Origin of the sequence: Streptomyces sp. NPDC058051, from assembly GCF_042885475.1 — a bacterium.
Lineage (GTDB): Bacteria > Actinomycetota > Actinomycetes > Streptomycetales > Streptomycetaceae > Streptomyces.
In genome coordinates this window covers 399,846-421,630 of the sequence record NZ_JBHVRW010000002.1, presented here as the reverse complement: position 1 = coordinate 421,630, position 21,785 = coordinate 399,846, and the positions used below count along the sequence as shown (strand labels likewise).

General features: G+C 71.1%; 18 protein-coding genes. 8 read left to right on the top strand and 10 right to left on the bottom strand.

What is annotated here, in order from left to right:
* Window positions 1-126: 126 nt before the first annotated feature.
* Window positions 127-453, bottom strand: coding sequence for a DUF5132 domain-containing protein (locus ACFVUT_RS05410; RefSeq protein ID WP_389647518.1), 327 nt, complete (start codon window positions 451-453; stop codon window positions 127-129).
* A 534-nt stretch (window positions 454-987) separates the two neighbouring features.
* Between ACFVUT_RS05410 and ACFVUT_RS05405 the strand changes: the two genes are divergently transcribed.
* The 4 genes from ACFVUT_RS05405 to ACFVUT_RS05390 are packed head-to-tail and all read left to right on the top strand — an operon-like array spanning window position 988 to window position 6,209.
* On the top strand, window positions 988-2,571 hold the full coding sequence (locus tag ACFVUT_RS05405; protein ID WP_389647515.1) for an ABC transporter substrate-binding protein: 1,584 nt from the start codon (window positions 988-990) through the stop codon (window positions 2,569-2,571).
* A gap of 13 nt (window positions 2,572-2,584) precedes the next feature.
* Entirely contained in the window at window positions 2,585-3,553 is a 969-nt protein-coding gene (locus ACFVUT_RS05400; RefSeq protein WP_389647512.1) for an ABC transporter permease, read from the top strand.
* A gap of 2 nt (window positions 3,554-3,555) precedes the next feature.
* Window positions 3,556-5,421, top strand: coding sequence for a dipeptide/oligopeptide/nickel ABC transporter permease/ATP-binding protein (locus ACFVUT_RS05395; protein WP_389647509.1), 1,866 nt, complete (start codon window positions 3,556-3,558; stop codon window positions 5,419-5,421).
* Complete coding sequence (locus ACFVUT_RS05390; RefSeq protein ID WP_389647506.1) at window positions 5,418-6,209, top strand: ABC transporter ATP-binding protein; 792 nt, start codon at window positions 5,418-5,420, stop codon at window positions 6,207-6,209. Before ACFVUT_RS05395 ends, ACFVUT_RS05390 begins: the two co-directional genes overlap by 4 nt.
* Window positions 6,210-6,355: 146 nt before the next feature.
* Here the strand turns inward: ACFVUT_RS05390 and ACFVUT_RS05385 are convergent, their stop codons facing one another.
* Window positions 6,356-7,417: an alpha/beta fold hydrolase gene (locus tag ACFVUT_RS05385; protein WP_389647503.1), complete on the bottom strand. Its 1,062-nt coding sequence runs from the start codon at window positions 7,415-7,417 to the stop codon at window positions 6,356-6,358.
* A 426-nt stretch (window positions 7,418-7,843) separates the two neighbouring features.
* On the opposite strand from ACFVUT_RS05385, the gene ACFVUT_RS05380 reads away from it, so the two are divergent.
* Both ACFVUT_RS05380 and ACFVUT_RS05375 read left to right on the top strand, forming a co-directional pair.
* Window positions 7,844-8,878, top strand: a complete 1,035-nt coding sequence (locus ACFVUT_RS05380) for a 3-oxoacyl-ACP synthase III family protein (protein WP_389647500.1) — start codon at window positions 7,844-7,846, stop codon at window positions 8,876-8,878.
* A gap of 165 nt (window positions 8,879-9,043) precedes the next feature.
* Complete coding sequence (locus ACFVUT_RS05375; protein WP_389647497.1) at window positions 9,044-10,384, top strand: glutamine synthetase; 1,341 nt, start codon at window positions 9,044-9,046, stop codon at window positions 10,382-10,384.
* Between the two features lie 7 nt (window positions 10,385-10,391).
* Here ACFVUT_RS05375 and ACFVUT_RS05370 read toward each other — a convergent pair whose 3' ends face one another.
* From ACFVUT_RS05370 to ACFVUT_RS05355, 4 genes are all read right to left on the bottom strand, one after another.
* Window positions 10,392-10,649, bottom strand: a complete 258-nt coding sequence (locus ACFVUT_RS05370; protein WP_389647494.1) for a hypothetical protein — start codon at window positions 10,647-10,649, stop codon at window positions 10,392-10,394.
* A 145-nt stretch (window positions 10,650-10,794) separates the two neighbouring features.
* On the bottom strand, window positions 10,795-11,337 hold the full coding sequence (locus tag ACFVUT_RS05365; RefSeq protein WP_389647491.1) for a GNAT family N-acetyltransferase: 543 nt from the start codon (window positions 11,335-11,337) through the stop codon (window positions 10,795-10,797).
* Entirely contained in the window at window positions 11,334-12,653 is a 1,320-nt protein-coding gene (locus ACFVUT_RS05360) for a type III PLP-dependent enzyme (protein ID WP_389647488.1), read from the bottom strand. Before ACFVUT_RS05360 ends, ACFVUT_RS05365 begins: the two co-directional genes overlap by 4 nt.
* 375 nt (window positions 12,654-13,028) lie before the next feature.
* On the bottom strand, window positions 13,029-14,444 hold the full coding sequence (locus tag ACFVUT_RS05355) for a peptidase C39 family protein (protein WP_389647485.1): 1,416 nt from the start codon (window positions 14,442-14,444) through the stop codon (window positions 13,029-13,031).
* Window positions 14,445-14,618: 174 nt separating this feature from the next.
* Between ACFVUT_RS05355 and ACFVUT_RS05350 the strand changes: the two genes are divergently transcribed.
* Window positions 14,619-15,254 (top strand): uridine kinase, encoded by a 636-nt coding sequence (locus tag ACFVUT_RS05350; protein WP_389647483.1) that lies wholly within the window; start codon window positions 14,619-14,621, stop codon window positions 15,252-15,254.
* Window positions 15,255-15,606: 352 nt separating this feature from the next.
* Complete coding sequence (locus ACFVUT_RS05345; RefSeq protein WP_389647480.1) at window positions 15,607-17,517, top strand: AAA family ATPase; 1,911 nt, start codon at window positions 15,607-15,609, stop codon at window positions 17,515-17,517.
* A 232-nt stretch (window positions 17,518-17,749) separates the two neighbouring features.
* Here the strand turns inward: ACFVUT_RS05345 and ACFVUT_RS05340 are convergent, their stop codons facing one another.
* From ACFVUT_RS05340 to hisG, 4 genes are all read right to left on the bottom strand, one after another.
* Window positions 17,750-18,847 carry a hemolysin family protein gene (locus ACFVUT_RS05340; RefSeq protein WP_389647477.1) on the bottom strand — a complete coding sequence of 366 codons (1,098 nt, stop codon included), beginning with the start codon at window positions 18,845-18,847 and terminating at the stop codon, window positions 17,750-17,752.
* Window positions 18,844-20,214 (bottom strand): hemolysin family protein, encoded by a 1,371-nt coding sequence (locus tag ACFVUT_RS05335; RefSeq protein WP_389647474.1) that lies wholly within the window; start codon window positions 20,212-20,214, stop codon window positions 18,844-18,846. The genes ACFVUT_RS05340 and ACFVUT_RS05335 overlap by 4 nt, the downstream gene beginning before the upstream one ends.
* A gap of 184 nt (window positions 20,215-20,398) precedes the next feature.
* Entirely contained in the window at window positions 20,399-20,863 is a 465-nt protein-coding gene (locus tag ACFVUT_RS05330) for a PH domain-containing protein (RefSeq protein WP_389647472.1), read from the bottom strand.
* Window positions 20,864-20,897: 34 nt separating this feature from the next.
* Window positions 20,898-21,746 (bottom strand): ATP phosphoribosyltransferase, encoded by an 849-nt coding sequence (hisG, locus tag ACFVUT_RS05325; RefSeq protein WP_389647469.1) that lies wholly within the window; start codon window positions 21,744-21,746, stop codon window positions 20,898-20,900.
* Window positions 21,747-21,785 lie beyond the last annotated feature (39 nt).

Below are 21,785 nucleotides of genomic sequence, written 5' to 3'. Positions count from 1 at the left end.
GGATCGGGAAATCTGGACGGTGGATCTCTGCGGCCGAACGGCCTGCGAACGGCCGCCGCCCGGGCACATTCCGCCGAAATCGATCGGCATACGCGCCTGGCGGCGGCCGTGGGTCCTTACGGACCGTCAGTGCGCCTTTGCGGTGGCGCTACCGGCGGTCGCACGGATCTTCGGGGTCCTCGTGCCCCCCTTGGCGTCGTTCCCGGCGGGGTGCTGGCCGTCACTGGAGTTGCCTTCGATGTCACCGGCGGCGATCTGGGCGGCCACCACATCGGCGGCCACTTCGGCCGCGAGGTCATGGATGTTCTCCCCGGCCTCCTGAGCCGCCTTCTTCACCTCCATCGCAATGCCGACGGACGCTTTGACAACTCCACTCACCAGTGGCTTGAGCAGGCGCTTGGCCAGCGGTGCGACGATGAGGCCGACCAGGAAAGGCGGTACTACAGGCGGCATGATGCTCCATCCTCTCTACGCATACGTATGACAGGGAACCCGGGCACGGCGAACACCGAAGCAGCGCACAGCCGGGCGGATGTGAAGCATTCCACTCGAAATCCGGTACTCACCCAATGAATCGGAATTCCCGGTCACCAGAACGCGCCGTCCGATCCCGTGATCACGGTAGTCGAACCACGCCCGCCTGAGCCAAATGGCTTCCTCCAGGTTCACCCATGTGAGTGTTCGTGGCCTTTTCGCGTGACCTCTATTGCAGCGCACCCGAACACCAATTGACATGGTTACCCGATTATCTTTCTGCATACGTGTCGAGTTCCCGCACCACCCGCGGCAGCCCCGACCCCGGTCCGGCCCGCCCTTCGTTCGCCATGCGACCTTCCGGGCGACTCGTAAGGGTGAATCAGGATCTCCCGCCCCCGTCACCCCTGACGGCTCCCGGCCAAGCCGCCAGGCGGTTCGGGACGTTCAAACACGCTTGCCGCACAGGCCAGTTGGATCACCACGGCACAGTCCCGATGGCACCATGACGCCATGCTCCGACGCACCCCGCCGGTCGCCCTGGCGGCAGCCCTCACTGCCTCGGCTGTCGTGCTGGGCGGCTGCGGCGGCGTCGCCACCTCCTCGACGACCACCCCCCTGGTGGATCACGGCACCGTCCGGATCGCCGAATCCAGCGAAACGCCGAGCTTCGACCCGTACTCCGCCTTCGGTGCCTCCCAGGCCCGCTACGCCTACGACTCCCTGGTCAACCTCGCCCCCGACGGCACCCTGGTCACCGGCCTGGCCTCCTCCTGGCAGGCCACGGCCACCAAGGCCGACTTCACCCTCCGCCCGGGCATCACCTGCTCCGACGGCACTCCCCTCACCGCCTCGGCGGTGGCCCGGGCACTCACCTACGCGGGCGACCCGGCCAACCAGCTCGCCGGCGCCCGGACTGTCCTCCCGAACGTCCCGTTCACCGCGAGCGCCGACGACCGGACCGGCACGGTGTCGGCGTCCTCCGCCGCCCCCTTCCCGTTCCTCACTCGCACCATCGGCCTGCTGCCGATCGTCTGTCCCGCCGGCCTCGACCGGCCCCATGCGCTGGACCGCGCCACCCAGGGCACCGGCCCCTACGTCCTGACCCGCTACACCCCCGGCGGACCGTACGAGTTCACCGTCCGCGACGACTACTCCTGGGGACCCGCCGGGGCTACGACCAGGGAACCCGGTCACCCCGCGCACATCGTCATCTCGGTGGTGCCCCAGACCTCCACGGCGGCGAACCTGCTGCTCACCGGGGGCATCGACATCGCGCACGTGAGCGGGCCGGACCGCGCCCGGCTCACCGGCCGCGGCCTGGCCACCGCCGACGTGGCGACCGTGGTCGGGCTGACCTTCTTCAACCAGCGCCCCGGCCGGGCACTCGCCGACCGGGCACTGCGCCGTGCTCTGGTCTCCGCCCTCGACCGCCCGGGACTCGCCAACGTCGCCGTCGGCGGCACCGGCAGACCCGCCACCGACTTCGGAGCCGAGGGCGCCGTCTGCCACGCCGACCTCGCGGACGCCAACCTGCCCGTGCAGAACGCCGCCGAGGCCCTGCGGGCCGCCGGCTGGACCCGCTCCGCCGACGGCCCGCTGGCCAAGGACGGCCGGCCGCTCCGGCTCCGCCTGATCACCAGCCCCGACCTCGGCCCGACCCTGGCCTCCGTCGCCGAGCTGATGGCCCGGGAGTGGACGGCTCTCGGCGCCGAGGTCGAACTCGTCGCCGAGAGCCTGCCTGCCCTCGTCAACGCCATGTACCGGAGCGCCGACTTCGACGTGGTGGTCGGCAGTACCCCGGGCTTCGCCCTACCGGTCGGCTTCATCCCCTTCTTCTCCGGTTCCACCCCTGCGCAGGGCCTCAACTTCGCGGGGGTCACCAATCCCGAGTACGACGCTCTGGTCACCCAGGCCCTCCGGGAGACCGACACAACGGGATGCAATACGTGGAACCGGGCCGCCGCCGCGCTCTTCCGCTCGGCCGACGCGCTGCCGATCGCCGAAGGCCGGAGCAGCGTGTACGGCTACCGCACCACCTTCGCCACCACCTTCGGCGGCCAGCTCGTTCCCACCAGCATCCGCCTCCATCAGTGACCTGGGGCCCACCATGTCCGTACCGCAGCTGCTGCGGCACCCCTGGACCGTGTTCCTCGGCCGCCGCAGCCTCCGGCTCCTCCTCTCCCTCGGGGTCGTGCTCACCGCGTCGTTCGCGATGATCCGCCTCATCCCCGGCGATCCGGTCCGGGCCGCGCTCGGCGTCGACGCCGCCCCCGACCTGGTGGCCGCTCGCAGGCACGCCCTCGGGCTCGACACACCCTTCCTGTCCCAGTACCGGCACTACCTCGGCGGCCTCCTCCACGGCGACCTCGGTACCTCGCTGGTCACCGGGGCACCGGTCGCGGAGCTGATCCGTACCCGGTTGCCGGCCACCCTGGAGATCGCCGGCCTCGCCTTCCTGGTCACCCTCGTCGTCGCCCTGCCCGGCGGCCTGCTGGCCGCCGTCCGCACCCGCGACGGCCGCCGCCCGCGCACCGAGCTGGTGTTCGCCGCGGTCACCGCCGGTCTGACCGGAGTGCCGGACTTCGTCCTGGCCGCCGGACTCACCGCGTCGCTGGCCGTCGGTCTCCAACTGCTCCCGGTGGCCGGTGCGGTGGGCGTCGAGTCCTTTGTCCTGCCCGTCCTCGCGCTCTCCCTCGCCCCCACCGCCGTCCTGCTGCGCATCGTCCGGGTGGAGGCGCTGAAGGTACTGAACGAGGACTACCTGCGCACCGCCCGGAGCAAACGGCTGTCTTCCGCACGCCGCTACCTTCGGCACGCGGCACCGAACACGGCCGCCGCCGCACTCACCGTCGCCGGGAGCCTGCTGCCTGCCCTGATCGCCGGCACCGTGCTGGTCGAGAAAGTCTTCGCCTGGCCCGGCATCGGCTCCGCCATGGCCCAGTCCGTGGTCGCACAGGACTACCCGGTGGTGCAGGCCATGGTGCTGGTGCTGGGCACCACCGTGCTGCTCGCCGGCCTCCTGGTCGACGTGCTGCTCGCCGTACTCGACCCCCGTTCGGCGATCCGGGAGATGTGATCATGAGCCTTCCCTCCGGCCTCCGGCGCTCGCCCATGGCCTGGGCCACCGCGGTCATGCTGGCGTCGCTCGTCGCGCTCGCACTGGTCGGCCCGCTGGTCTGGGGTGCGGCAGCCGACCACCCGGACCCCTCGGCCGTACTCCAGGGCCCCTCTGCGGAACACCCGATCGGCACTGACAGCCTCGGCCGGGACCTGCTCGCCCGAGTCCTGACGGCCACCCGGTCCTCCCTGCTGCTCGCGCTGGCGGCAGTCCTGCTCGGTGCGACCGCGGGAGTCCCCCTCGGGGCGTGCACCGCCGTACTCGGCCGACGCGGCCGTCGGCTGACCGCCGGGCTGATCAACCTCCTGCTCGCCTTCCCGGCCCTCCTCGTCGCGATGTTCCTCGCGGTCGTGTTCGGCGCGGGCGCCGCCGGGGCGGTGCTGGCCCTCGCAGCCGCGGGCGTCCCCGGATTCGCCCGGCTCGCCCAGACCCTCGCCGCAGGCGTCGCCGGCACCGATCACCTGGCCGCGGCCAGGGTCCTCGGCCTGCGCCGCCACCGGCTGCTGTGGCGGCACGTCCTGCCCAACATCGCCGAACCGCTGCTCCTGAGCACCACCACGGCGGCAGGCACCGCCCTGGTCGCGCTCTCCGGGCTCAGCTTCCTCGGGCTGGGCGTCCAACCGCCGGGCTACGACTGGGGGCAGCTGCTCGGCCAGGGGCTCGAACGGATCTACTCCGAACCGCTGCCCGCGCTCGGCCCGGGGCTGGCCGTCCTCTACGCAGCCCTGACCTTCCAGCTGCTGGGCGAGGTCCTGGCCGGGAACATCGCCCGGCGCGGCCCGGCGCCGCGTACCCCCGCAGCGACGCCCGCCCCGAGCGGCCCCGCGGAGGACGGGCTGGTCCTCCAGGTCGAAGACCTCTCCGTCGAACTCACCACCCCGGACGGCACGATCCGGCCGGTGCGCGGTGTGTGGCTCTCGCTGCGGCCGGGCGAGATCGTCGGGCTGGTCGGCGAGTCGGGGTCGGGCAAGTCGCTCACCGCGCTCGCCATCGCCGACCTGCTCCCGTACGGCGCCCGGGTGTCCCGGCGCACTCTGCGCCTGCTCGGAGCCGACCTCGCCACCCTGACGCCGAAGGAGCGGGACCGGCACCTCGCGACGGGCCTGTCGGTGATCTTCCAGAATCCGGCCTCGGCGCTCAACCCGTCCCTGCGGATCGGCGCCCAGCTCACCGAGGCCGTCCGGGCCCACCGCGGTGCGAGCCGTGCCCAGGCCGCGGCGGAGGCTGCCGACGCCCTGCGCCGGGTCGCCCTGCCCCCGGCGCTGCTGCGCTCACGTTCTCACCAGCTCTCCGGCGGCCAGCGCCAGCGCGTGATGATCGCCTCCGGGCTGATGGTGCGGCCGGGACTGGTCATCGCCGACGAACCGACCACCGCGCTCGACGTCACCGTGCAGCGGCAGATCACCCGGCTGCTCACCGACCTCCGACGGGACACCTCCGCCGCGATCCTGTTCATCAGCCACGACGTCGCGCTCGTGGGCGAGTTCTGCGAACGGGTCCTGGTGATGTACGCGGGCACCATCGTCGAGACCCTGCCCGCCGGCCGCCTCGCCGACGGTGCCCGGCACCCCTACACCCGGGCCCTGGTCGCATCGGTACCGGACCTCACCGCCGACCGCGGCCGACCGCTGCCGACGGTCGGGGGTGCACCGCCCGATCCGCTCGCACCCTCACCGGGATGCCCGTTCGAGCCCCGCTGCTCACGCCGCCGGGACCACTGCGCCGAGCAGGCTCCACCGCTGGAAGACCTCGGTGCCGACCACCGGGTCGCCTGCTGGTATCCGGTACCGGTGGCAGCGGCCCCGAAGACGGTGACCGCGTCATGACCACCCTTCAGGTGACCGACCTCACCGTCCACCACCCCGGCCCCCGCGGCTCCCTCGCCGCCGTCGACAGTGTCTCGCTGGAGATCCCGTCCGGCACCACGCTCGGTCTCGTGGGGGAGTCCGGCTCCGGGAAATCCAGCCTGGCCCGCGCGATCGTCGGCCTCGTCCCCGTGCACGGTGGCCGGGTCCTGATCGACGGCCAGGATGTCCGCACCCGCACCATCCGCGACCGGCGTCGGCTCGGCCGTCTTGTCCAGGTCGTCCTCCAGGACCCGGACACCGCACTCGACCCCCGGATGACGGCCCGTCAGGCGCTCGTCGAGGCTGCCACGGTCTACCGCCGACTCGACCGGGCCACCCGCGCCGAGCGCGTCACCGAACTACTCGGCCTCGTCGGCCTGGACCCCCGGCTCGCCGATCGCCTGCCGCGGCAGCTGTCCGGCGGCCAGCGCCAGCGAGTCGCCCTTGCCCGCTCCCTGTCCGTCGAGCCCGGGCTGCTGATCGCCGACGAGATCACCTCGGCGCTCGACGTCTCGGTGCAGGCCTCCGTCCTCAACACCCTCCGCGAACTCCAGCGACGGCTCGGATTCTCCATGCTGTTCATCGGCCACAACCTGCCGGCGGTCTGCCATGTTTCCGACGTCGTGGCGGTCATGCGGCACGGCCGGATCGTCGAGACCGCCCCCACCGAGACGATCCTGTGCACGCCGAAGCACCCCTACACCCGGACGCTGCTCGCCTCCGTGCCGTGCCTGCGCTCATCCCCGTCCGAGGAGAGGACGTCATGACCGTCGGGCATCCGGACGCGGTGACCTGGCCGAGGCCGACCACGGCAGCGGCCCGGTCCGGTACCGCCGCGAACTCGCCGGCGACGTCGTGGACCCGGGCTCCCTCTCCCACCGACACCCGGCCCGGGCCGACTCCGCGCGGACGGTCAGGGGCTCGTCACACCCAGCTCCTGCACCAGGCCCCCGACCACGCCGACCACGAACGCGGGCACCTGGTGCGGGAAGCCGTGGCCCGTTCCCTTCGGCGTATGCACCAGCCGTGACGATGTCGACGTCGCCAGGTACCGGACCCTGCTTCGAAGATAGAAGCGGCTGATCCGCTCGGCCTCGGCGGCGTCCCTGGCGCCCGCCAGCACCGCCTCACCGCCGATGAGATCTCGGGGTATCACGAGCACCAGCGGCAGGTCCCCGAGATCCCCGTCGTACACCACGGTCTCCCAGCCGACTCTCGCCAGCCCGGATGGCGACAGCTCGGCGAAAGCCGAAGCGGCGGCGCAGCTCTGCCCGGTCCGGCTCGCCGGGCCTCGGTGGGCGCCGAACAGCTGCCGCACCGCCGTCAGCAGGAGCCCGCGACGCGTTCCCGCGAGCTGCCGTTTGAGCGGCGCGAAGGCGACGATCTCCAGGGGGGTCGGATCAAGCAGCACGAGCCCGGCCACCAGATCCGGCCGACGCCTGGCCGCGTTCGCGACCAGCAACCCTCCGAAGGAATGACCGACGAGCACGAAGGGTGCCCGCTCCCCCGCTCCCTCCAGCGCAGCCAGTAGCTCCTCCGCCTCACCCGCCGTCGTTCTCGGGAAGGGCCCGACATCACTCCAGCCCGAACCGAACCGGTCGACCAGCACCGACCGGGATCGGGCCGACAGCATCGTGTGCAGTTCCCGAAAGTCCTCACCGGGGGCGTGCCCGCCAGGCATCCAGACCACCGTCGGCCCGCCCCCGGCCTCTCCCTCTGCGAGGACGTGCATCCGGTGACCGCCCACACCGACCAGCCGCCCCGGTGGAGGGTTCTCCCGCCGCTCGCGGGCCAGCAGCACCAGGTGGCGGACGGACCCCGCCGCCAGCAGCACACCGGCAGTCATGGCGAGGCCACCGAGCGCCGTCGCCCATGCCGTCCCGACCCCGGTCAACCCTCCACCCGCCCCCGCCACCAGCACGGCGACCGGCACCCCGAGCCAGTCCCGGCTCAACAGCGCGAGCAAGGAGTCCACGACTCGTCCGTCCCGCAACATCGGCCCTCCGTAAAGGTATTCGAAAACCAATCACTGCCAGTATCCGTCCCCTGTCCACCTGCCCCCACTCGGATTGCCGTGGAACGCGCGACCGCCTCATCGGCAAGGTCCTGATCAAGCCGGGACGGTCTGTGGCGCAGTGTCATGGTCGGCGGTGGATTCGTCGCACATGCCCTCTCGGAGCACGACGAAGAATGTTCAGCACCGCAATGTCAAGCAGCCGAATATTTCATCACGCTCACGGATTACGGCGCGATCTCCCTTCCCTTTTTCCATGAGACGATGCGGCGGCTTTGGAATTCGACGGGTCCGGCGGCGCCGGCCATTCACGAACCGACAAGGAGAGGAACGGAATATGGGAGTTCTTCGAGGCGCACCGATCGCACCCGAGCGGAGCGCCGTGGCATGACCGTCGCCCTGGACCAGACCCTGTTCCACCAGACCGGCGTCGGCCTGTCCGTGCCGTTCGCCATCACCGGAACCGGGATGCACCTGCCACCGGCGGTCGTCACCAACCAGGAGCTCACCCGCACCCTGGACACCAGCGACGAATGGATCACCAGCCGCACCGGTATCCGAGAACGCCGCCGCCTGGCCCCGCACCTGGCGACCTCCGACATGTGCGTCGCCGCCGCCCACCCGGCCCTGGACGCCGCCGGTATCCAGCCCGCCCAGCTGGACGCGGTCATCGTCGCCACCTACACCTGGGACCAGCCACTCCTGTCGACCGCACTGATCGTCAAAGACGCCCTCGGCGCCCACCGCGCTCTGTCCCTGGACGTCACCCAAGCCGCCTGCGCCTCGGGCATCCAGGCCATGCTGATCGCCGCCCACCTCCTGCAGAACCCCTCCATCACCACCATCCTGCTCCTCGCGGCCGACTGCGCCTCCAGGGTCGCCGATCCCACCGACCGCACCACCGGTGTCTTCTTCGGAGACGCCGCAGCAGCCGTCGTCCTCTCCCGTACCGACACCCCAGGAGCGGGGCTGCTCTCCTACAACCTGGGCTCCCAGCTGTCCTACGACGTCCAGATCCCCGCCGGAGGCTCCCGGCTGCCTGCCAGCACCGCCACCGTCGCCGCCGGAGAGCACTACCTGCACATGGACGGTCGTGCCGTCTGGAACGCCGCGACCACACACCTGCCCGAGAGCATCACCAGCGCCGCCCACCGCGCCGGCGTGCCGATCAACCAGGTCCGGCACTTCTTCCTGCACCAGGCCAACCTGAACATCCTCACCGAGACCATGGCCGCCCTGGGCGTGCCCCGTGAGCGCGCTACCGTCACCATCGACCGACTGGGCAACACCGGATCAGCCGGCGTGTTCACCGCACTCCACACCACCGTCACCGGAGGCTCCCTGCTTCCGGGAGACACCTACGTGCTGTCCGGGATCGGCGCAGGCTTCCAATGGGGAACCCTCTGCCTCCGACACGCCTGATCGATCCGCAGGACCGAGAGGGTGCCCTGTTTCACGGGTCGTAGGTCCCGCAGCAGTGGGGCTCACCGGCGCCGAAGTCACCTCCCGGCTCCGGGAGTTCACGGACGAGTGAACTCCCAGCCGTCCCCTGGCGCACCGGCTGCCGCGAACGCCAGCATGAGCGTCATGATCACCACGCACTCCCGGGCCGAACGGGCCGCCCAGGCCCGGGCGGCCGAAGCCCAGCTCGCTGCCGACGGAATCGACGGGGTGGTGTTCGGCTGGGTCGACAACGCCGGGCTCACCCGGGTGAAGGCCGTCCCGCTCACCCAACTCGAACACGCCGCCGCGTACGGTGTGGGCGCCGTACCCTGCTTCGACGTCGCCCTGGTGGACGACTCCCTCACCACCGCGCCTTCGAGTACCGGCCCGATGGGCGACCTGCGGCTCGTCCCCGACCTCGACCGGCTCACCCGGCTCGCCGCCCAGCCCGGCTGGGCCTGGGCTCCGGCCGACCGCTACGCGCAGGACGGCACCCCGCATCCCGGCTGCCAGCGCGGCTTCGCCCGCCGGGCCACCGAGGCCGTCGAGCGGCGCGGGCTTTCGGTGCGAGCCGGGATCGAGATCGAGTGGGTGGTGGCCGACGCCGCCGGAGACCCCGCAACGGTCGGGCCCGGGTTCGGGATGACCCGCTTCATCGAGCACTCCGACTACCTTCGGGAGGTGCTGCGCGCCCTCACCGAGCAGGGGCTGGCCGTGCTGCAGATCCACCCCGAGTACGCCGCCGGGCAGTTCGAGGTCTCGGTCGCCGCCGAGGGGCCGGTCGAGGCGGCCGACACCACGATGCTGGTACGCCACACCATCCGGGCCGTCTCCGCCCGGCACGGCCTGCGGGTCTCGTACGCGCCCGTCTTCACCGAGGGCTCGCTCGGCAACGGCGGCCACCTGCACCTCAGCCTCTGGCAACAGGGTCGGAACCTCGGACACGGTGGCCCCGGCCGTCACGGGCTGCACCCCGACGCCGAGCAGTTCCTCGCGGGCGTACTGGCCGAGCTGCCCGCTCTGCTCGCCCTTGGCGCGCCCAGCATCGCCTCCTACCTGCGCCTGGTCCCCTCCCGCTTTGCCGGGGCCTACCGCTGCTGGGGCCTGGAGAACCGTGAGGCGGCGCTGCGCCTGATCACCGGCTCCACCGCCGGGCAGGCCAACGCCGAGTTCAAGTGCTTCGACGCCGCCGCCAACCCGTACCTGGCGATCGGCGGCGTTCTGGCCGCCGGACTCGCCGGTCTCGACGTCGGCCTCCCCCTCCCTCCCGAGACCCGGAGCGACCCTGCCGCCCTCGGCTCGGCCGAGCGCCTCCCGGCCGGCTTGTCGGAGGCGACCGACGCGTTCGAGAAGTCCGCACTGCTGCGGCATGCACTCGGCCCCGAGCTGTACGAGGCGGTGCTGGCCGTCCGGCGGGCGGAGGCGGAGCTGTTCGCGAGGCACACGAATGCGGAGGTCATCGAGGCCGTCCGCTGGAAGTATTGACAGGGCATCAGCACCACCTCTCCAGCTCACGGGCGATGAGCCGGTCGAGAGCCTGCTGGCCGCTGTCGAGTTTCACGGAGCTCAACGGGATGCAGTCCCGGAAGGCAAGGATCAGTTCCTCGTCCGTACCTGTGGCCGAAGCGGTGCGGGCGTAGCCTCGTCCGAGGTGAGAGAGGCGGGCCGAACGCCACGTCTGTCGGCACAGGGGGCACCCCAGCCCTCCGGTGCCGAACGCTTCGGCAAGGCGGGTGTCCTTGCCCGGCAAGGGGCCGGAGCAGACTTCGCGGGGGCTGTATGAGCCGCCGCGAAGCAGCACGCGGACGCCGGGGTCGGCAGCTCCGTGTCACCTCGGGAGCGAAGAGCCGCGATCATGCACGCGGGTCACGCAACGGTCGGAGCTCGAAGGCTCGTCAGGTGATCGCCCGCGGGAAGTCGGGGGAGCCGGGATCGGTGCCGGCGGGTTCCAGCGGCTTCGCCATGTAGACCGCCTCGGCACCGTAGCTCGCGGGCAGCCCGATCTCGGGCCGGGCGCGGTAGCCCAGCGCAGTCCACAGCACCTGCGAGCCGTGCACGGCGACCAGAGAGAGCGACTGATATCCGGCCGCACGCCCCGTCTCCTCCAGGTGCTGTTGCATCCGGTGAGCCAGGCCCCGGCCACGTGCCCGCTCGGCGATCACCAGGTCGTGGAGGTGCAGGTTGCTCCCTTGTACCGTGCCCTCCTCGGCCAGGCTCAGGTCCGGACAGCGGGAACGCGGGTACGGCAACGCGAGCAGGTAGCCGCCGAAGCCGCCCGCGCGCTCCAGCACGAAGCAGGTCGAGGGCGAGGCGCGGTGCCGGGAGCGTAGTACCTCCCGTCCCTCGGACAGGCCGCTCCCCGCATAGGCGCGTTCCTCCAGCGCGACCACCTCGTCCCAGTCCTCCTCCCGGAGCAGCCGGATCCGGGTGTCGGTCATGCGCCTCCTCCATCCAGAGCCGGGCCGCCGATGCAGGTGTACGGCAGTGGCGCGAAGCCGTTGAACCCCTGGGTGGCGTAGGCGGCTGCGTACGCACCGCAGGAGTGGACCCAGACCGGATCCCCGGAGGCAATCGTGCGCGGAACCCGTACCAAGCCGCCGTCCTGGGCGTACGCGTCGTCGCTGTCACAGGTCGGACCGGCCACCACAGCGTTGACGAACTGCCCGCCGGGGTGGGTCGGGAACTCCAGCCGGTACTGCAACTGATCCATCTCGTAGAGCCCGTTGAACTTTCCGCAGCTGAGATAGAGCCAGTCCTCACGGGAGCCGTCGAGCCGATGACGGGAGGTGAGCCGGGCGACGTGGGCACGGATCGCGCCGTGGTCGGCGACCAGGTGACGGCCGGGCTCCAGCAGGAAGGCCGGCGGGGCGGCGTTGACGGCGCGCAGCCGTTCCATGCCCTCTCGGATCACCGTGAACATCTTGTCCAGCGGCGGTTCCAGCGGTCGGCCGCACCGGTCAAGGACGCCGAGCGCGGGCAGCCCACCACCGAGGTTGATCCGGTCCGGAACGATGCCGTGCCAGTTGAGCTCCTCCAGTGAAGCGGCCAGTGTCTCGATCGCCTCGCCCCATGCTTCGGCTGTCATCTGCTGGGAGCCGACGTGCACCGACAGACCGGAGGGCACCAGCCCGGCGGCCCGGGCGGCACCGAGCACCCGCAGGGCATCCTGGGGCGAGCAGCCGAACTTGTGGCTCAGGCCCCAGAGGGCGCCATCGCCGGTGGTCGCGATCCGACAGAACACCCGTGAGCCGGGGGCGTGTTCGGCGATCGCGGCGACGTCCTCCAGGCTGTCGGTGGCAAAGTCGCGCACGCCCAGCCGGTAGGCCTCGGCGATGTTGCGGTCGGACTTGACGGTGTTGCCGTAGTGGATCAGTTCGGGCGTCACCCCGGTGCGCAGCGCCTGGGCGATCTCCTGTGGGCCGGCCGCGTCGAAGCCGGAACCGAGCCGGGCAAGGTGGTCGAGCACCTCGTCCACCGGGCAGGCCTTCATCGCGAACCGGACGGCGACACCGGGCAGTTCGGCGCACAAGGCCGCGTATTGGCGACCGATGCCGTCCAGGTCGTAGATGATGGCGTCGTCGTCAGCGGCGGCGAGCGCAGCGCACAGGGCGGGGTGGTCGGGCCGGCCGAAGAAGGGGGCGGTGGACGCGTGCACGGTGGCCGACGCGGTCAGGGTGCGGCGGCCGGTTCTGCCACGGTCGGCTGTCCGGCGCTGTTCGGTGATCTGACGCATGTCGGCGGCCTGAGGCCTCACGTGTGAACTCCCAATCCGACTGGGTGATCGATGCCCAGGACTTTCTGGCACCCATGAGAGGAAACGACGGAGTCCAAAGGTCGGTTATGACATTTGATCAAGGTTCCTTCCCCGCAGCAGCGCCCTGCCCCATCGATCCGAACCAGCTCAGAGGGCTCGCCCGCCCCTCCGCCTCAGGGACTTTTCAGGGACTTTCAGCGCTGCCTGAGCGACTTCCGAGGGACTTTTCGCTGCCTGACACAGCAAGCTCCTGAAAGATCGGAAAGGGCCTCCGACACAGGTCAGAGGCCCTTTCCAAGCAAATCCGTCAGTAGCGTCAGGACGGGCAGGAACGCTGCCGTCAGGTGGTCGAGGCGGCCGTCGCGCCGCACGTGCTCACAGCAGGCCGAGCGACTTCAGGACCCGGCGCTGGCGCGGTGTCGGGTCAGCGGGCCAGTAGAGGTAGCAGACCCCGCCCGTACCGCTTCTGACATTGCCGCTCGCGTCGTAGCGCTTGGTCCGGAGCCAGATCGTCTCCCACTCCTGGCGCTTGTAGACCCGGCGCACGGCCTCGTTGTTCGGTGAGGCGGGGTCGTTGGCGATCACGTCGCCGTCGGCCGTGAACCCGATCACTGTCATCAGGTGGCCCGAGGTCCCGTACCCGGCGCCGGTCAGTTCCTCCTTGAGGAAGGACTGCGACGTTATGGCCGGGATGCCGGCGCGGATCAGCGTCTCCAGGTCCGTCAGCGAGCTCAGCCGGGTCACCACCGCGCTCATGTCGTCGTACGTCGCGGCGTACGCGGCGTTGAACGGCCAGTTGCCGCAGCCCTCGTACTGGTAGTCGTAGGTGAACCGGGCGGCGTGGCAGACCTGCGGGTCGGGCAGACCCGGCTCGACCCAGGCGAGTTCCTCGGCGGTGGGCTTGCGCCCCCAGTACTCGATGATCATCTGTGACGAGGTGGGGCTGCACCATGCCTCGCCGCCGTTGTCGTACTCCGGGTACTGGCCCGCGTGCACGTTCTGCGAGTAGCGCGGCACCAGCAGCTCCCGGGCGAGGCCGGGGGTGCTGGCGGGCACGGTGAAGCGGTCCGGGATGTCGGAAGCCATCGCTCCCAGCCGCCGGACGGTGGGCGTGAGCCGGGTGCCCGGGGTGCGGTGGAGCGTGAGCCGCACCTGGTAGGAGACCAGCCGCAGCCCGCTCGCCGCGTCGTCCACCGAGAAGGTGTCGGTCCAGATGGAGCTCTTGCCGTCGGTCTGGTCGTCGACGGACGTCCGGCGGATGTCTCCGTCGCCCGCGGCCCAGCGGCCCATCACGTACCAGGGTGTGGAGGTGGCGTCCGAGTAGCGGCCCTGGAGCTCGATCTGGATCCAGGTGCCCGCCGGGGCGTCGGCGTTCCAGGAGGCGATCACCTCCGTCGCCGGGACGGTGGACCGGTGGACCGGGGAGGTCCAGGTCGCGTACTCCCAGGTGGTGGTCCTGCCGGTGTGCGGGTCGGTGTAGTCGGTGAGCCCCTCGGCCCGGCCGATCACCAGACCGGACCTACGGCCCGCGACGGCCCGCGTCCCGGCGGCGGACCCGCAGCGCCAGTCGGTGTACGTGTGCCAGGAATGGTTGTCCACCAGGGAAGCCGCAGCCGGATGGGCGGCAGCGGAGGAGGCGGCGCCCGGGGAAGCCGCGTCCGGCGCGGTGGAGGGCGGAGTGGCGGAGGGGACGGCGGCGGTCGCGGAGCCGGCGGACGACACCGTGCCGGCGGTGGCCGCTGCCGCGAGCGCGGCGGTCAGCACGGTTCTGCGCGAGGTCGGTCTGTTCATGGGCGAGACCTCCGGTCGTATGCGGAAGGGGGCTGCCGGTGCACGACAGTGCGCCAACTATCGCGGGTCGCGGCCTGATTCGGCCAGGGATTCGGGTCGCGCGGCTCAACCAATATTGGTCTGGTCCACTGGCGTGACCTGCGATTGCTTCGGATCTGCTCGTAGGCTGGGCGCATGAACGACCTCTCGCCCATCGCCGCGCGGCTGCGCGCCCTGGCGCCGTCCTGCGGACCGGTGCGGCTGATCGCCGTCGACGGCCACGCGGGGTCGGGGAAGAGCACCTTCGCGTCCCGTCTCGCGGCCGCGCTCGATGACGCCCCCGTGCTGCACCTGGACGACCTGGCCACCCACGACTCCTTCTTCGGCTGGGTGGACCTCCTGCGGGAGCAGGTGATCGGGCCGCTGTCGCGCGGTGAGCCCGCGCGCTACGCGCCGTACGACTGGAGTGCGAGGACGCTCGCGGCGCCGCGCGGCCTGGAGCCCGCACCGGTCGTCGTGATCGAGGGGGTCGGGGCGGGCCGGCGCGCACTGCGGCCCTATCTGGCACGGCTGTTGTGGATGGATCTCGCCGCCGCGGAGTCCTGGGAGCGGGGACGCCGCCGGGACGGCCCGACGCTTTCGGCCTTCTGGGACGGGTGGACGGAGGCCGAGGCGGAACATTTCGCGGCCGATCCGTCGCGCCCCCACGCGGATGCTCTGGTACGGCAGTTGCCTGTGGGATACGAGTGGCTGGAGGGGCCCGGCACGACAGCGGCAGCGAACCATTCCGTCACGGAACGTGATCAGATGGGCCGTCGTGATGAGTGGTGAGAAAACGGCCCGGAAGTACCTCAACTCCGCTTGACCCGAGGGCGGTACAGGTCTTACGTTCTCATTGTGCGGCTTTTCGGAGCCCCCACAGACACGAAGCCCCCGGTTGTTCCCCCGTGATCGGGGGCTTCGTTCTGTCCTCATCCCCCTCTCTCCCACAGCTGTTCGACGGACTCCGCTTACCCTCGGTCACAGCCCTCTTCGGCCTGCGGCGCTCTTAGTCGGATACTCCCTGCGCAGGTACGATGCCTCTCGGTGCGGTCAATTCCCGTCCGTGGCACAGTGATTCAGCGCGCCTCGGCGGGCAGGTCGTGCGGCGGGACATCCTGGGGGCACGGTTGTGGGGGACCAGATGGATATCGGCACGCAGGGCGCACAGGCCCCGGCCGACCTCGCCTGGCTGCGCGGTGTGGACGCCTACACCATGGGTGCCTACCCGCAGGCCGAGGAGGAGTTCCGGGCGGCGGTGCGGCTCGATCCCGGCATGGCGGACGGCTGGCTCGGCCTTCACGCGCTGAGGGTCGACACCACGACGGCGCTGCTGCGCATGCATCGCCATCGTGAGCGCTTCGGCGAACAGCGCGCCCGTCATCGGCGCCCGCTCAACTCCTGGTACTGGCTGGGCTGGTGGGTGCAACCGGTGCTGGAGAGCCCACGCGATCTCCTTCTCGCGCACGCCTCGCACTGGCTGGACGGCCGCCATGTCCCCGAGCTGGACCGCGCACTGGCCGGCCTGCCGCCGGTGGACACGGACCCGCACGTGCGCTTCCTGCACGCCTGCCGCTCCTACCTGGTCAAGGACTGGGAGCAGCTCGTACGCAACACCGACCAGCTCATCGACGATCCGATGCTCGGAATCGAGGCGGGACTGTTCGGCGGGATGGCGCGGGTCCGGATGGAGATGTACGGGCAGGCGGAGCCGCTGCTCTCCGCCGCGCTGATGCGCTGCCGCAGCGAGCAGCCGCAGCGCAAGGAGCTGCGCTACTGGCTGGCGCGCGCGCACGAGGGCACCGGCCGCAGCGCGGCCGCACTGCCCCTCTACCGCGCGGTCCACCGGATCGACCCGGCGTTCATGGACACCTCGGCACGGCTCGCCGCGATCGCGGACTACGACGGTCTCGAAGGAACCGACGAGGCCGCCGGTCTGACCGCGGTGTCCCTGGCCGGCTCCGGCACGGACGCGTTCGCGGAGACGCTGCCGGACGGGGACGCGGTGCTCGGCACCGATCTGGTGGACGGCCGGGAGCTGCGGCCGGGCGGCGAGACACCGGGGCTTCTGGGCACCGGGATGCCTCCGCCGTCCGGCGGGGCCCGGCGGAAGACCGCGGTGCCCGGCCAGCCGATGGCGTCCTTCCCGGCCGGGCCCAGCGATCCGGTGCTGCTGGCCGAGGCGCTGGCGGAGCTGGAGCGGATGGTCGGCCTGGAGCCCGTCAAACGCCAGGTCAAGGCGTTGTCCGCGCAACTGGAGATGGCGCGGCTGCGGGCCGGTCAGGGGCTTCCGGTGCAGCCCCCGAAACGCCATTTCGTCTTCTCGGGCCCCTCCGGCACGGGCAAGACCACGGTGGCCCGCATCCTCGGCCGGATCTTCTACGCGCTCGGCCTGCTCGGTGGCGACCATCTGATCGAGGCCCAACGGGCGGACATGGTCGGAGAGTTCCTCGGACAGACCGCCGTCAAGGCCAATGAGCTGATCGACTCGGCGCTCGGCGGAGTGCTCTTCGTCGACGAGGCGTACAGCCTCTCCAACACCGGCTACAGCAAGGGCGACGCGTACGGCGACGAGGCCCTCCAGGTCCTCCTCAAGCGCGCGGAGGACAACCGGGACCATCTCGTCGTCATCCTGGCGGGGTACCCGGAGGGCATGAACCGGCTGCTGGCCACCAATCCGGGGCTCTCCTCACGCTTCACCACCCGGGTGGACTTCCCGAGCTACCGGCCGTCGGAGCTGACCTCCATCGGCGAGGTGCTGGCCGCGGAGAACGGTGACGCGTGGGACGAGGAGTCCCTGGAGGAACTGCGCTCCATCAGTGGTCATGTCGTCGACCAGGGCTGGATCGACGAGCTGGGCAACGGCCGGTTCCTGCGCACCCTGTACGAGAAGAGCTGCGCCTATCGCGATCTCCGGCTCTCCGGCTACGCGACCGTGCCGGGCCGGGACGATCTGGCCACGCTGCGGCTGCCGGATCTGATGCAGGCGTACGGCGAGGTGCTTTCCGGCCGGGGACCGACGGACCGGGGGCCGCAGGAGCCGCCGGGGCTGTGAGAGCGGCCCCGGTGGTGACGCCGGAGCCGTCGGAGGGCCGGGACCGCACCCTCCGACGGCCGGTAGCCGGCAGCCGCTGACCGGAGCCGTGGCTGTGGCCACTGATCGGAGCTGTCGCTGTGGCCACCGGCCGGCAGCCGCTGACCTGAGCCGTGGCGTCTGGCCGGTAGCCGCCGGCCGGAGCCGTGGCCGTGGCCGGAAGGGTCACCAACTCACCGTTCCGGCCCCAGCGCTACCGGACCGAGGCCGTGAGTTCGCCGTAGCCGGTCGTGGTCTCCGCCGTCCGGCGCGGGACCGCGACCCGGTGGGCCGGATCGCGTACCTCACCGACCAGCATCTCCAGGACGTCCTCCATCGCGACCAGGCCGAGGACCCGGCCCGAGGCGTCGGCGACCTGGGCCAGATGCGTGGCCGCGCGGCGCATCACGGTCAAGGCGTCGTCCAGGGGCAGCTCGGCCCGTACGGTCGCCATCGGGCGCCACACGTGCTGGGGGACGGCCCGCTCGTCGTCCTCCAGATCGAGGACGTCCTTGACGTGCAGATAGCCCATGAACGGGCCGCCGCCCTCCGCGCACACGGGAAAGCGTGAGTAGCCGGTCCGTACGGTCAGCTCCTCGATCCGGCGCGGGGTGACGGAGGGGTCGACGGTCACCAGGGAGGCCCGGCTGAGCAGCACGTCGGTGACGGGTCTGCTGCCGAGCTCCAGTGCGTCCTCCAGCCGTTCCTGCGCCTCCGGCTCCAGCAGCCCGGCCTGGCCGGAGTCCTCGACGAGCCGGTTGAGCTGCTCGCTGGTGAAGACGGCCTCCACCTCGTCCTTCGGTTCGACACCGAACAGCCGCAGCACCAGTCGCGCGCAGGCGCCCAGTGCGGAGGTGACCGGGCGGCAGACGCGGGCGAAGCCGACGAGGCCGGGACTCAGCCACAGCGCGGTCTTCTCCGGTGCCGCCATCGCGAGGTTCTTCGGAACCATCTCGCCGATGACGAGGTGGAGGAAGACGACGAAGACGAGCGCCAGGACGTAGCCGAGCGGATGGATGAGACCCTCGGGCAGATGGACCGCGTGGAAGACCGGCTCCAGCAGACGGGCGACGGTCGGTTCGGCGACGGCGCCGAGGGTCAGTGAGCAGACGGTGATGCCGAACTGGGCCGCGGCCATCATCTGCGGCAGGTTCTCCAGGCCGTACAGCGTCTGACGGGCCCGGCCCGACCCGGTCGCCGCGAGGGGTTCGATCTGGCTGCGCCGCACGGAGACGAGGGCGAATTCGGCACCGACGAAGAAGCCGTTCGCGAGCACGAGGAGTGCGGCGAAAAGCAGCTGGAGCAGGCTCATCGCACGGCCTCCAGGGCTTTCCTCGTCATCGGTGCCCCGGTGACGAGGCCGGTGATCTCGGCCGTGCGTACGAAGCGGAGCTTCTCGGCGCGGTAGTGACCGACCTGGCGGACGGAGATGCGCCAACCGGGCAGTTCGGCCCGGTCGCCGGGGGCGGGGATGCGCCCCAGCAGGTCAGCGACGAGTCCGGCCACCGTCTCGTACGGTCCGTCGGGTACGTCGAGCCCTATCCGGCGCAGGGTCAGGACCCGGCAGCTGCCGTCGACGTCCCAGGCCGGGCGGCCGTCCTCGGGAGCGGCCGGGGCCAGTTCGGGCCGGTCGGCGCCCTCGGCGTCGTGCTCGTCCCTGACCTCGCCGACGAGTTCCTCGATGATGTCCTCCAGGGTGACGACTCCGGCGGTGCCGCCGTACTCGTCGACGACCACGGCGATCGGCTGCTCGTTGCGCAGCCGCTGGAGCAGTTGCTCGACCGGCAGGGTCTCGGGCACCAGCAGCGGTGGAACGGCGATCCGGCCCGCCGGGGTGCGCAGCCGGTCCGGTGCGGGCACGGCGAGCGCGTCCTTGAGGTGGATCATGCCGACGACCTCGTCGATGCGCTCCCGGTAGACGGGGAAGCGCGAGAGACCGGTGGCGCGGGTGAGGTTGAGGACGTCCTGCGCGGTCGCCGAGGACTGGAGCGCGCTGACCTTCACGCGGGGGGTCATGACGTGCTGTGCCGTGAGCCCGGCGAGCGACAGGGTCCGTACGAAGAGATCCGCGGTGTCCTGCTCCAGGGTGCCTGCCTCGGCCGAGTGCCGGGCCAGGGAGACCAGTTCGCCGGGGGTGCGTGCGGAGGCCAGCTCGTCGGTGGGTTCGACGCCCAGCAGACGTACCAGCCGGTTGGCGGCGGTGTTCAGCAGGCTGATCACCGGTCTGAAGGCGGCGGAGAACCGCTGCTGGGGACCGGCGACGAACCGGGCGACCTGAAGCGGCCGGGAGACCGCCCAGTTCTTCGGGACGAGTTCGCCGATCACCATCTGGACGGCGGCGGCCACCATCATCCCGGTCACCACGCTGATGCCGGATACGGCACCGTCGGGCAGACCGGTCGCGGTGAGCGGGCCGTCCAGCAACTGGGCGAGCGCCGGTTCGGCGAGCATGCCGACGACCAGTGAGGTGATGGTGATGCCCAGCTGGGTGCCGGAGAGCTGGAAGGAGAGTTCGCGCAGGGCTCCGACGACGGTGCGGGCCCGCCGGTCGCCCTCGGCGGCGGCGCGCTCGGCGTCCGGACGCTCCACCGTGACGAGACCGAACTCGGCCGCCACGAAGAATCCGTTGGCGAGGATGAGAAGGAACGCTGCGCTGAGAAGCAGCAGGGGGGTGGTCATGCCGCCGCCTCCGGGGAAGGGGCGGCGCAGGTACTACCGGACGATCCGTCCATTGCTGGAAGGAGTCACTCCTCGGGTCGCAGGAAAGCCCCGCCGGCCTCAGGGCCTCTCGTGCGGGGCGGGGCGCACAGGGCGCCGCCGCTCTCCAGAGTAATCAAGAAGAGGCCGTACGGGGCAGGGGGGCTCAGCCATTGTCTCTGCCGGTGCCGTGGTTCTCGGCGAGGGCGCGGAGCACATGGGCGTCGCGGATGGCCTGCTGCTTGGCGATTCCCGGCTGGATACCGAGGGCGGGCATGCTGGTTCCGTCGCTCAGGTCGAGAAACACCCAGGGGTCGCCGACGCGCAGGTTGACCCGGAGGATCTCCGCCCACGACAACCGACGCGTCCGAGTGAGATTCACCACCGTCACCCCGTCCTCGGTCGCCACGACCTTGGGGCGGCTGAGCAGCGCGAGCACGCCGAAGAACAGCAGCGCGGTGAAGACGAAGCTGGACCGCTCCCCCGCGCTCAGCTGCTCCAGGGTCAGCGCGATGACGGTGATGACGACGAACATCACCGCCCCCACGGTCAGCAGAACCACCCGGGTACGGGTCGGCCGGAACGTGACCGGAAGTGCGGGGAGTTCGGACCGGGGGGCGGGGGCGGACATGGTGTTCTTCTGTCTTTTGGTGGTCGCCCGGCCGTCAGAGGCGGCAGGCGTGGATGGCGGTGGTGAGGATGGCGCGGGCGCCGAGATCGTACAGATCGTCCATGATCCGCTGGGCCTCCCGGGCGGCGACCATGGAACGGACGGCGACCCAGCCCTCGTGGTGCAGCGGAGAGATGGTCGGCGACTCCAGGCCCGGGGTGAGGGCGACCGCGCGCTCCACGTGCTCGACGCGGCAGTCGTAGTCCATCATCACGTAGCTGCGGGCGACCAGGACGCCCTGGAGGCGGCGGAGGAACTGCTGCACCTTGGGGTCGTCGGCCGATGCGCCGGTGCGGCGGATGACCACGGCCTCGGACTTCATGATCGGCTCGCCGATGACTTCGAGTCCGGCGTTGCGCAGGCTGGTGCCGGTCTCCACGACGTCGGCGATGATCTGGGCGACACCGAGCTCGATGGCGGTCTCGACCGCGCCGTCGAGGTGGACGACGGAGGCGTTGACGCCGACGTCGGCGAGGTGCTTGGCGACGATGCCCTCGTAGGAGGTCGCGATCGTCTTGCCGTCGAAGTCCTGCGGGCCCTGGGCCGTGCCGGGCTTGGTGGCGTAGCGGAAGGTGGAGCGGGCGAAGCCGAGCTGGAGGATCTCCTCGGCGTCGGCCCCGGAGTCCAGCAGCAGGTCACGGCCGGTGATGCCGATGTCGAGACGGCCGGAGCTGACGTAGATCGCGATGTCGCGCGGCCGCAGGTAGAAGAACTCGACCTCGTTCTCGGGGTCGACGAGGACGAGTTCCTTGGACTCCTTGCGCTGCTGGTAGCCGGCCTCATGGAGCATCGCCATCGCAGGCCCGGAGAGTGAACCCTTGTTGGGGACGGCGATGCGCAGCATGAGGTCAGGTTTCCTTTGCGAGGAGGGAGTCTTGTGCGG

Excerpts from the sequence above, each read along its gene's own strand:
- ACFVUT_RS05410 (WP_389647518.1), bottom strand. The coding sequence starts at position 453 with ATGCCGCCTGTAGTACCGCCTTTCCTGGTCGGCCTCATCGTCGCACCG.
- ACFVUT_RS05405 (WP_389647515.1), top strand. The coding sequence starts at position 988 with ATGCTCCGACGCACCCCGCCGGTCGCCCTGGCGGCAGCCCTCACTGCC.
- ACFVUT_RS05400 (WP_389647512.1), top strand. The coding sequence starts at position 2,585 with ATGTCCGTACCGCAGCTGCTGCGGCACCCCTGGACCGTGTTCCTCGGC.
- ACFVUT_RS05395 (WP_389647509.1), top strand. The coding sequence starts at position 3,556 with ATGAGCCTTCCCTCCGGCCTCCGGCGCTCGCCCATGGCCTGGGCCACC.
- ACFVUT_RS05390 (WP_389647506.1), top strand. The coding sequence starts at position 5,418 with ATGACCACCCTTCAGGTGACCGACCTCACCGTCCACCACCCCGGCCCC.
- ACFVUT_RS05380 (WP_389647500.1), top strand. The coding sequence starts at position 7,844 with ATGACCGTCGCCCTGGACCAGACCCTGTTCCACCAGACCGGCGTCGGC.
- ACFVUT_RS05375 (WP_389647497.1), top strand. The coding sequence starts at position 9,044 with ATGATCACCACGCACTCCCGGGCCGAACGGGCCGCCCAGGCCCGGGCG.
- ACFVUT_RS05365 (WP_389647491.1), bottom strand. The coding sequence starts at position 11,337 with ATGACCGACACCCGGATCCGGCTGCTCCGGGAGGAGGACTGGGACGAG.
- ACFVUT_RS05355 (WP_389647485.1), bottom strand. The coding sequence starts at position 14,444 with ATGAACAGACCGACCTCGCGCAGAACCGTGCTGACCGCCGCGCTCGCG.
- ACFVUT_RS05350 (WP_389647483.1), top strand. The coding sequence starts at position 14,619 with ATGAACGACCTCTCGCCCATCGCCGCGCGGCTGCGCGCCCTGGCGCCG.
- ACFVUT_RS05345 (WP_389647480.1), top strand. The coding sequence starts at position 15,607 with ATGGATATCGGCACGCAGGGCGCACAGGCCCCGGCCGACCTCGCCTGG.
- ACFVUT_RS05340 (WP_389647477.1), bottom strand. The coding sequence starts at position 18,847 with ATGAGCCTGCTCCAGCTGCTTTTCGCCGCACTCCTCGTGCTCGCGAAC.
- ACFVUT_RS05335 (WP_389647474.1), bottom strand. The coding sequence starts at position 20,214 with ATGACCACCCCCCTGCTGCTTCTCAGCGCAGCGTTCCTTCTCATCCTC.
- ACFVUT_RS05330 (WP_389647472.1), bottom strand. The coding sequence starts at position 20,863 with ATGTCCGCCCCCGCCCCCCGGTCCGAACTCCCCGCACTTCCGGTCACG.
- hisG (WP_389647469.1), bottom strand. The coding sequence starts at position 21,746 with ATGCTGCGCATCGCCGTCCCCAACAAGGGTTCACTCTCCGGGCCTGCG.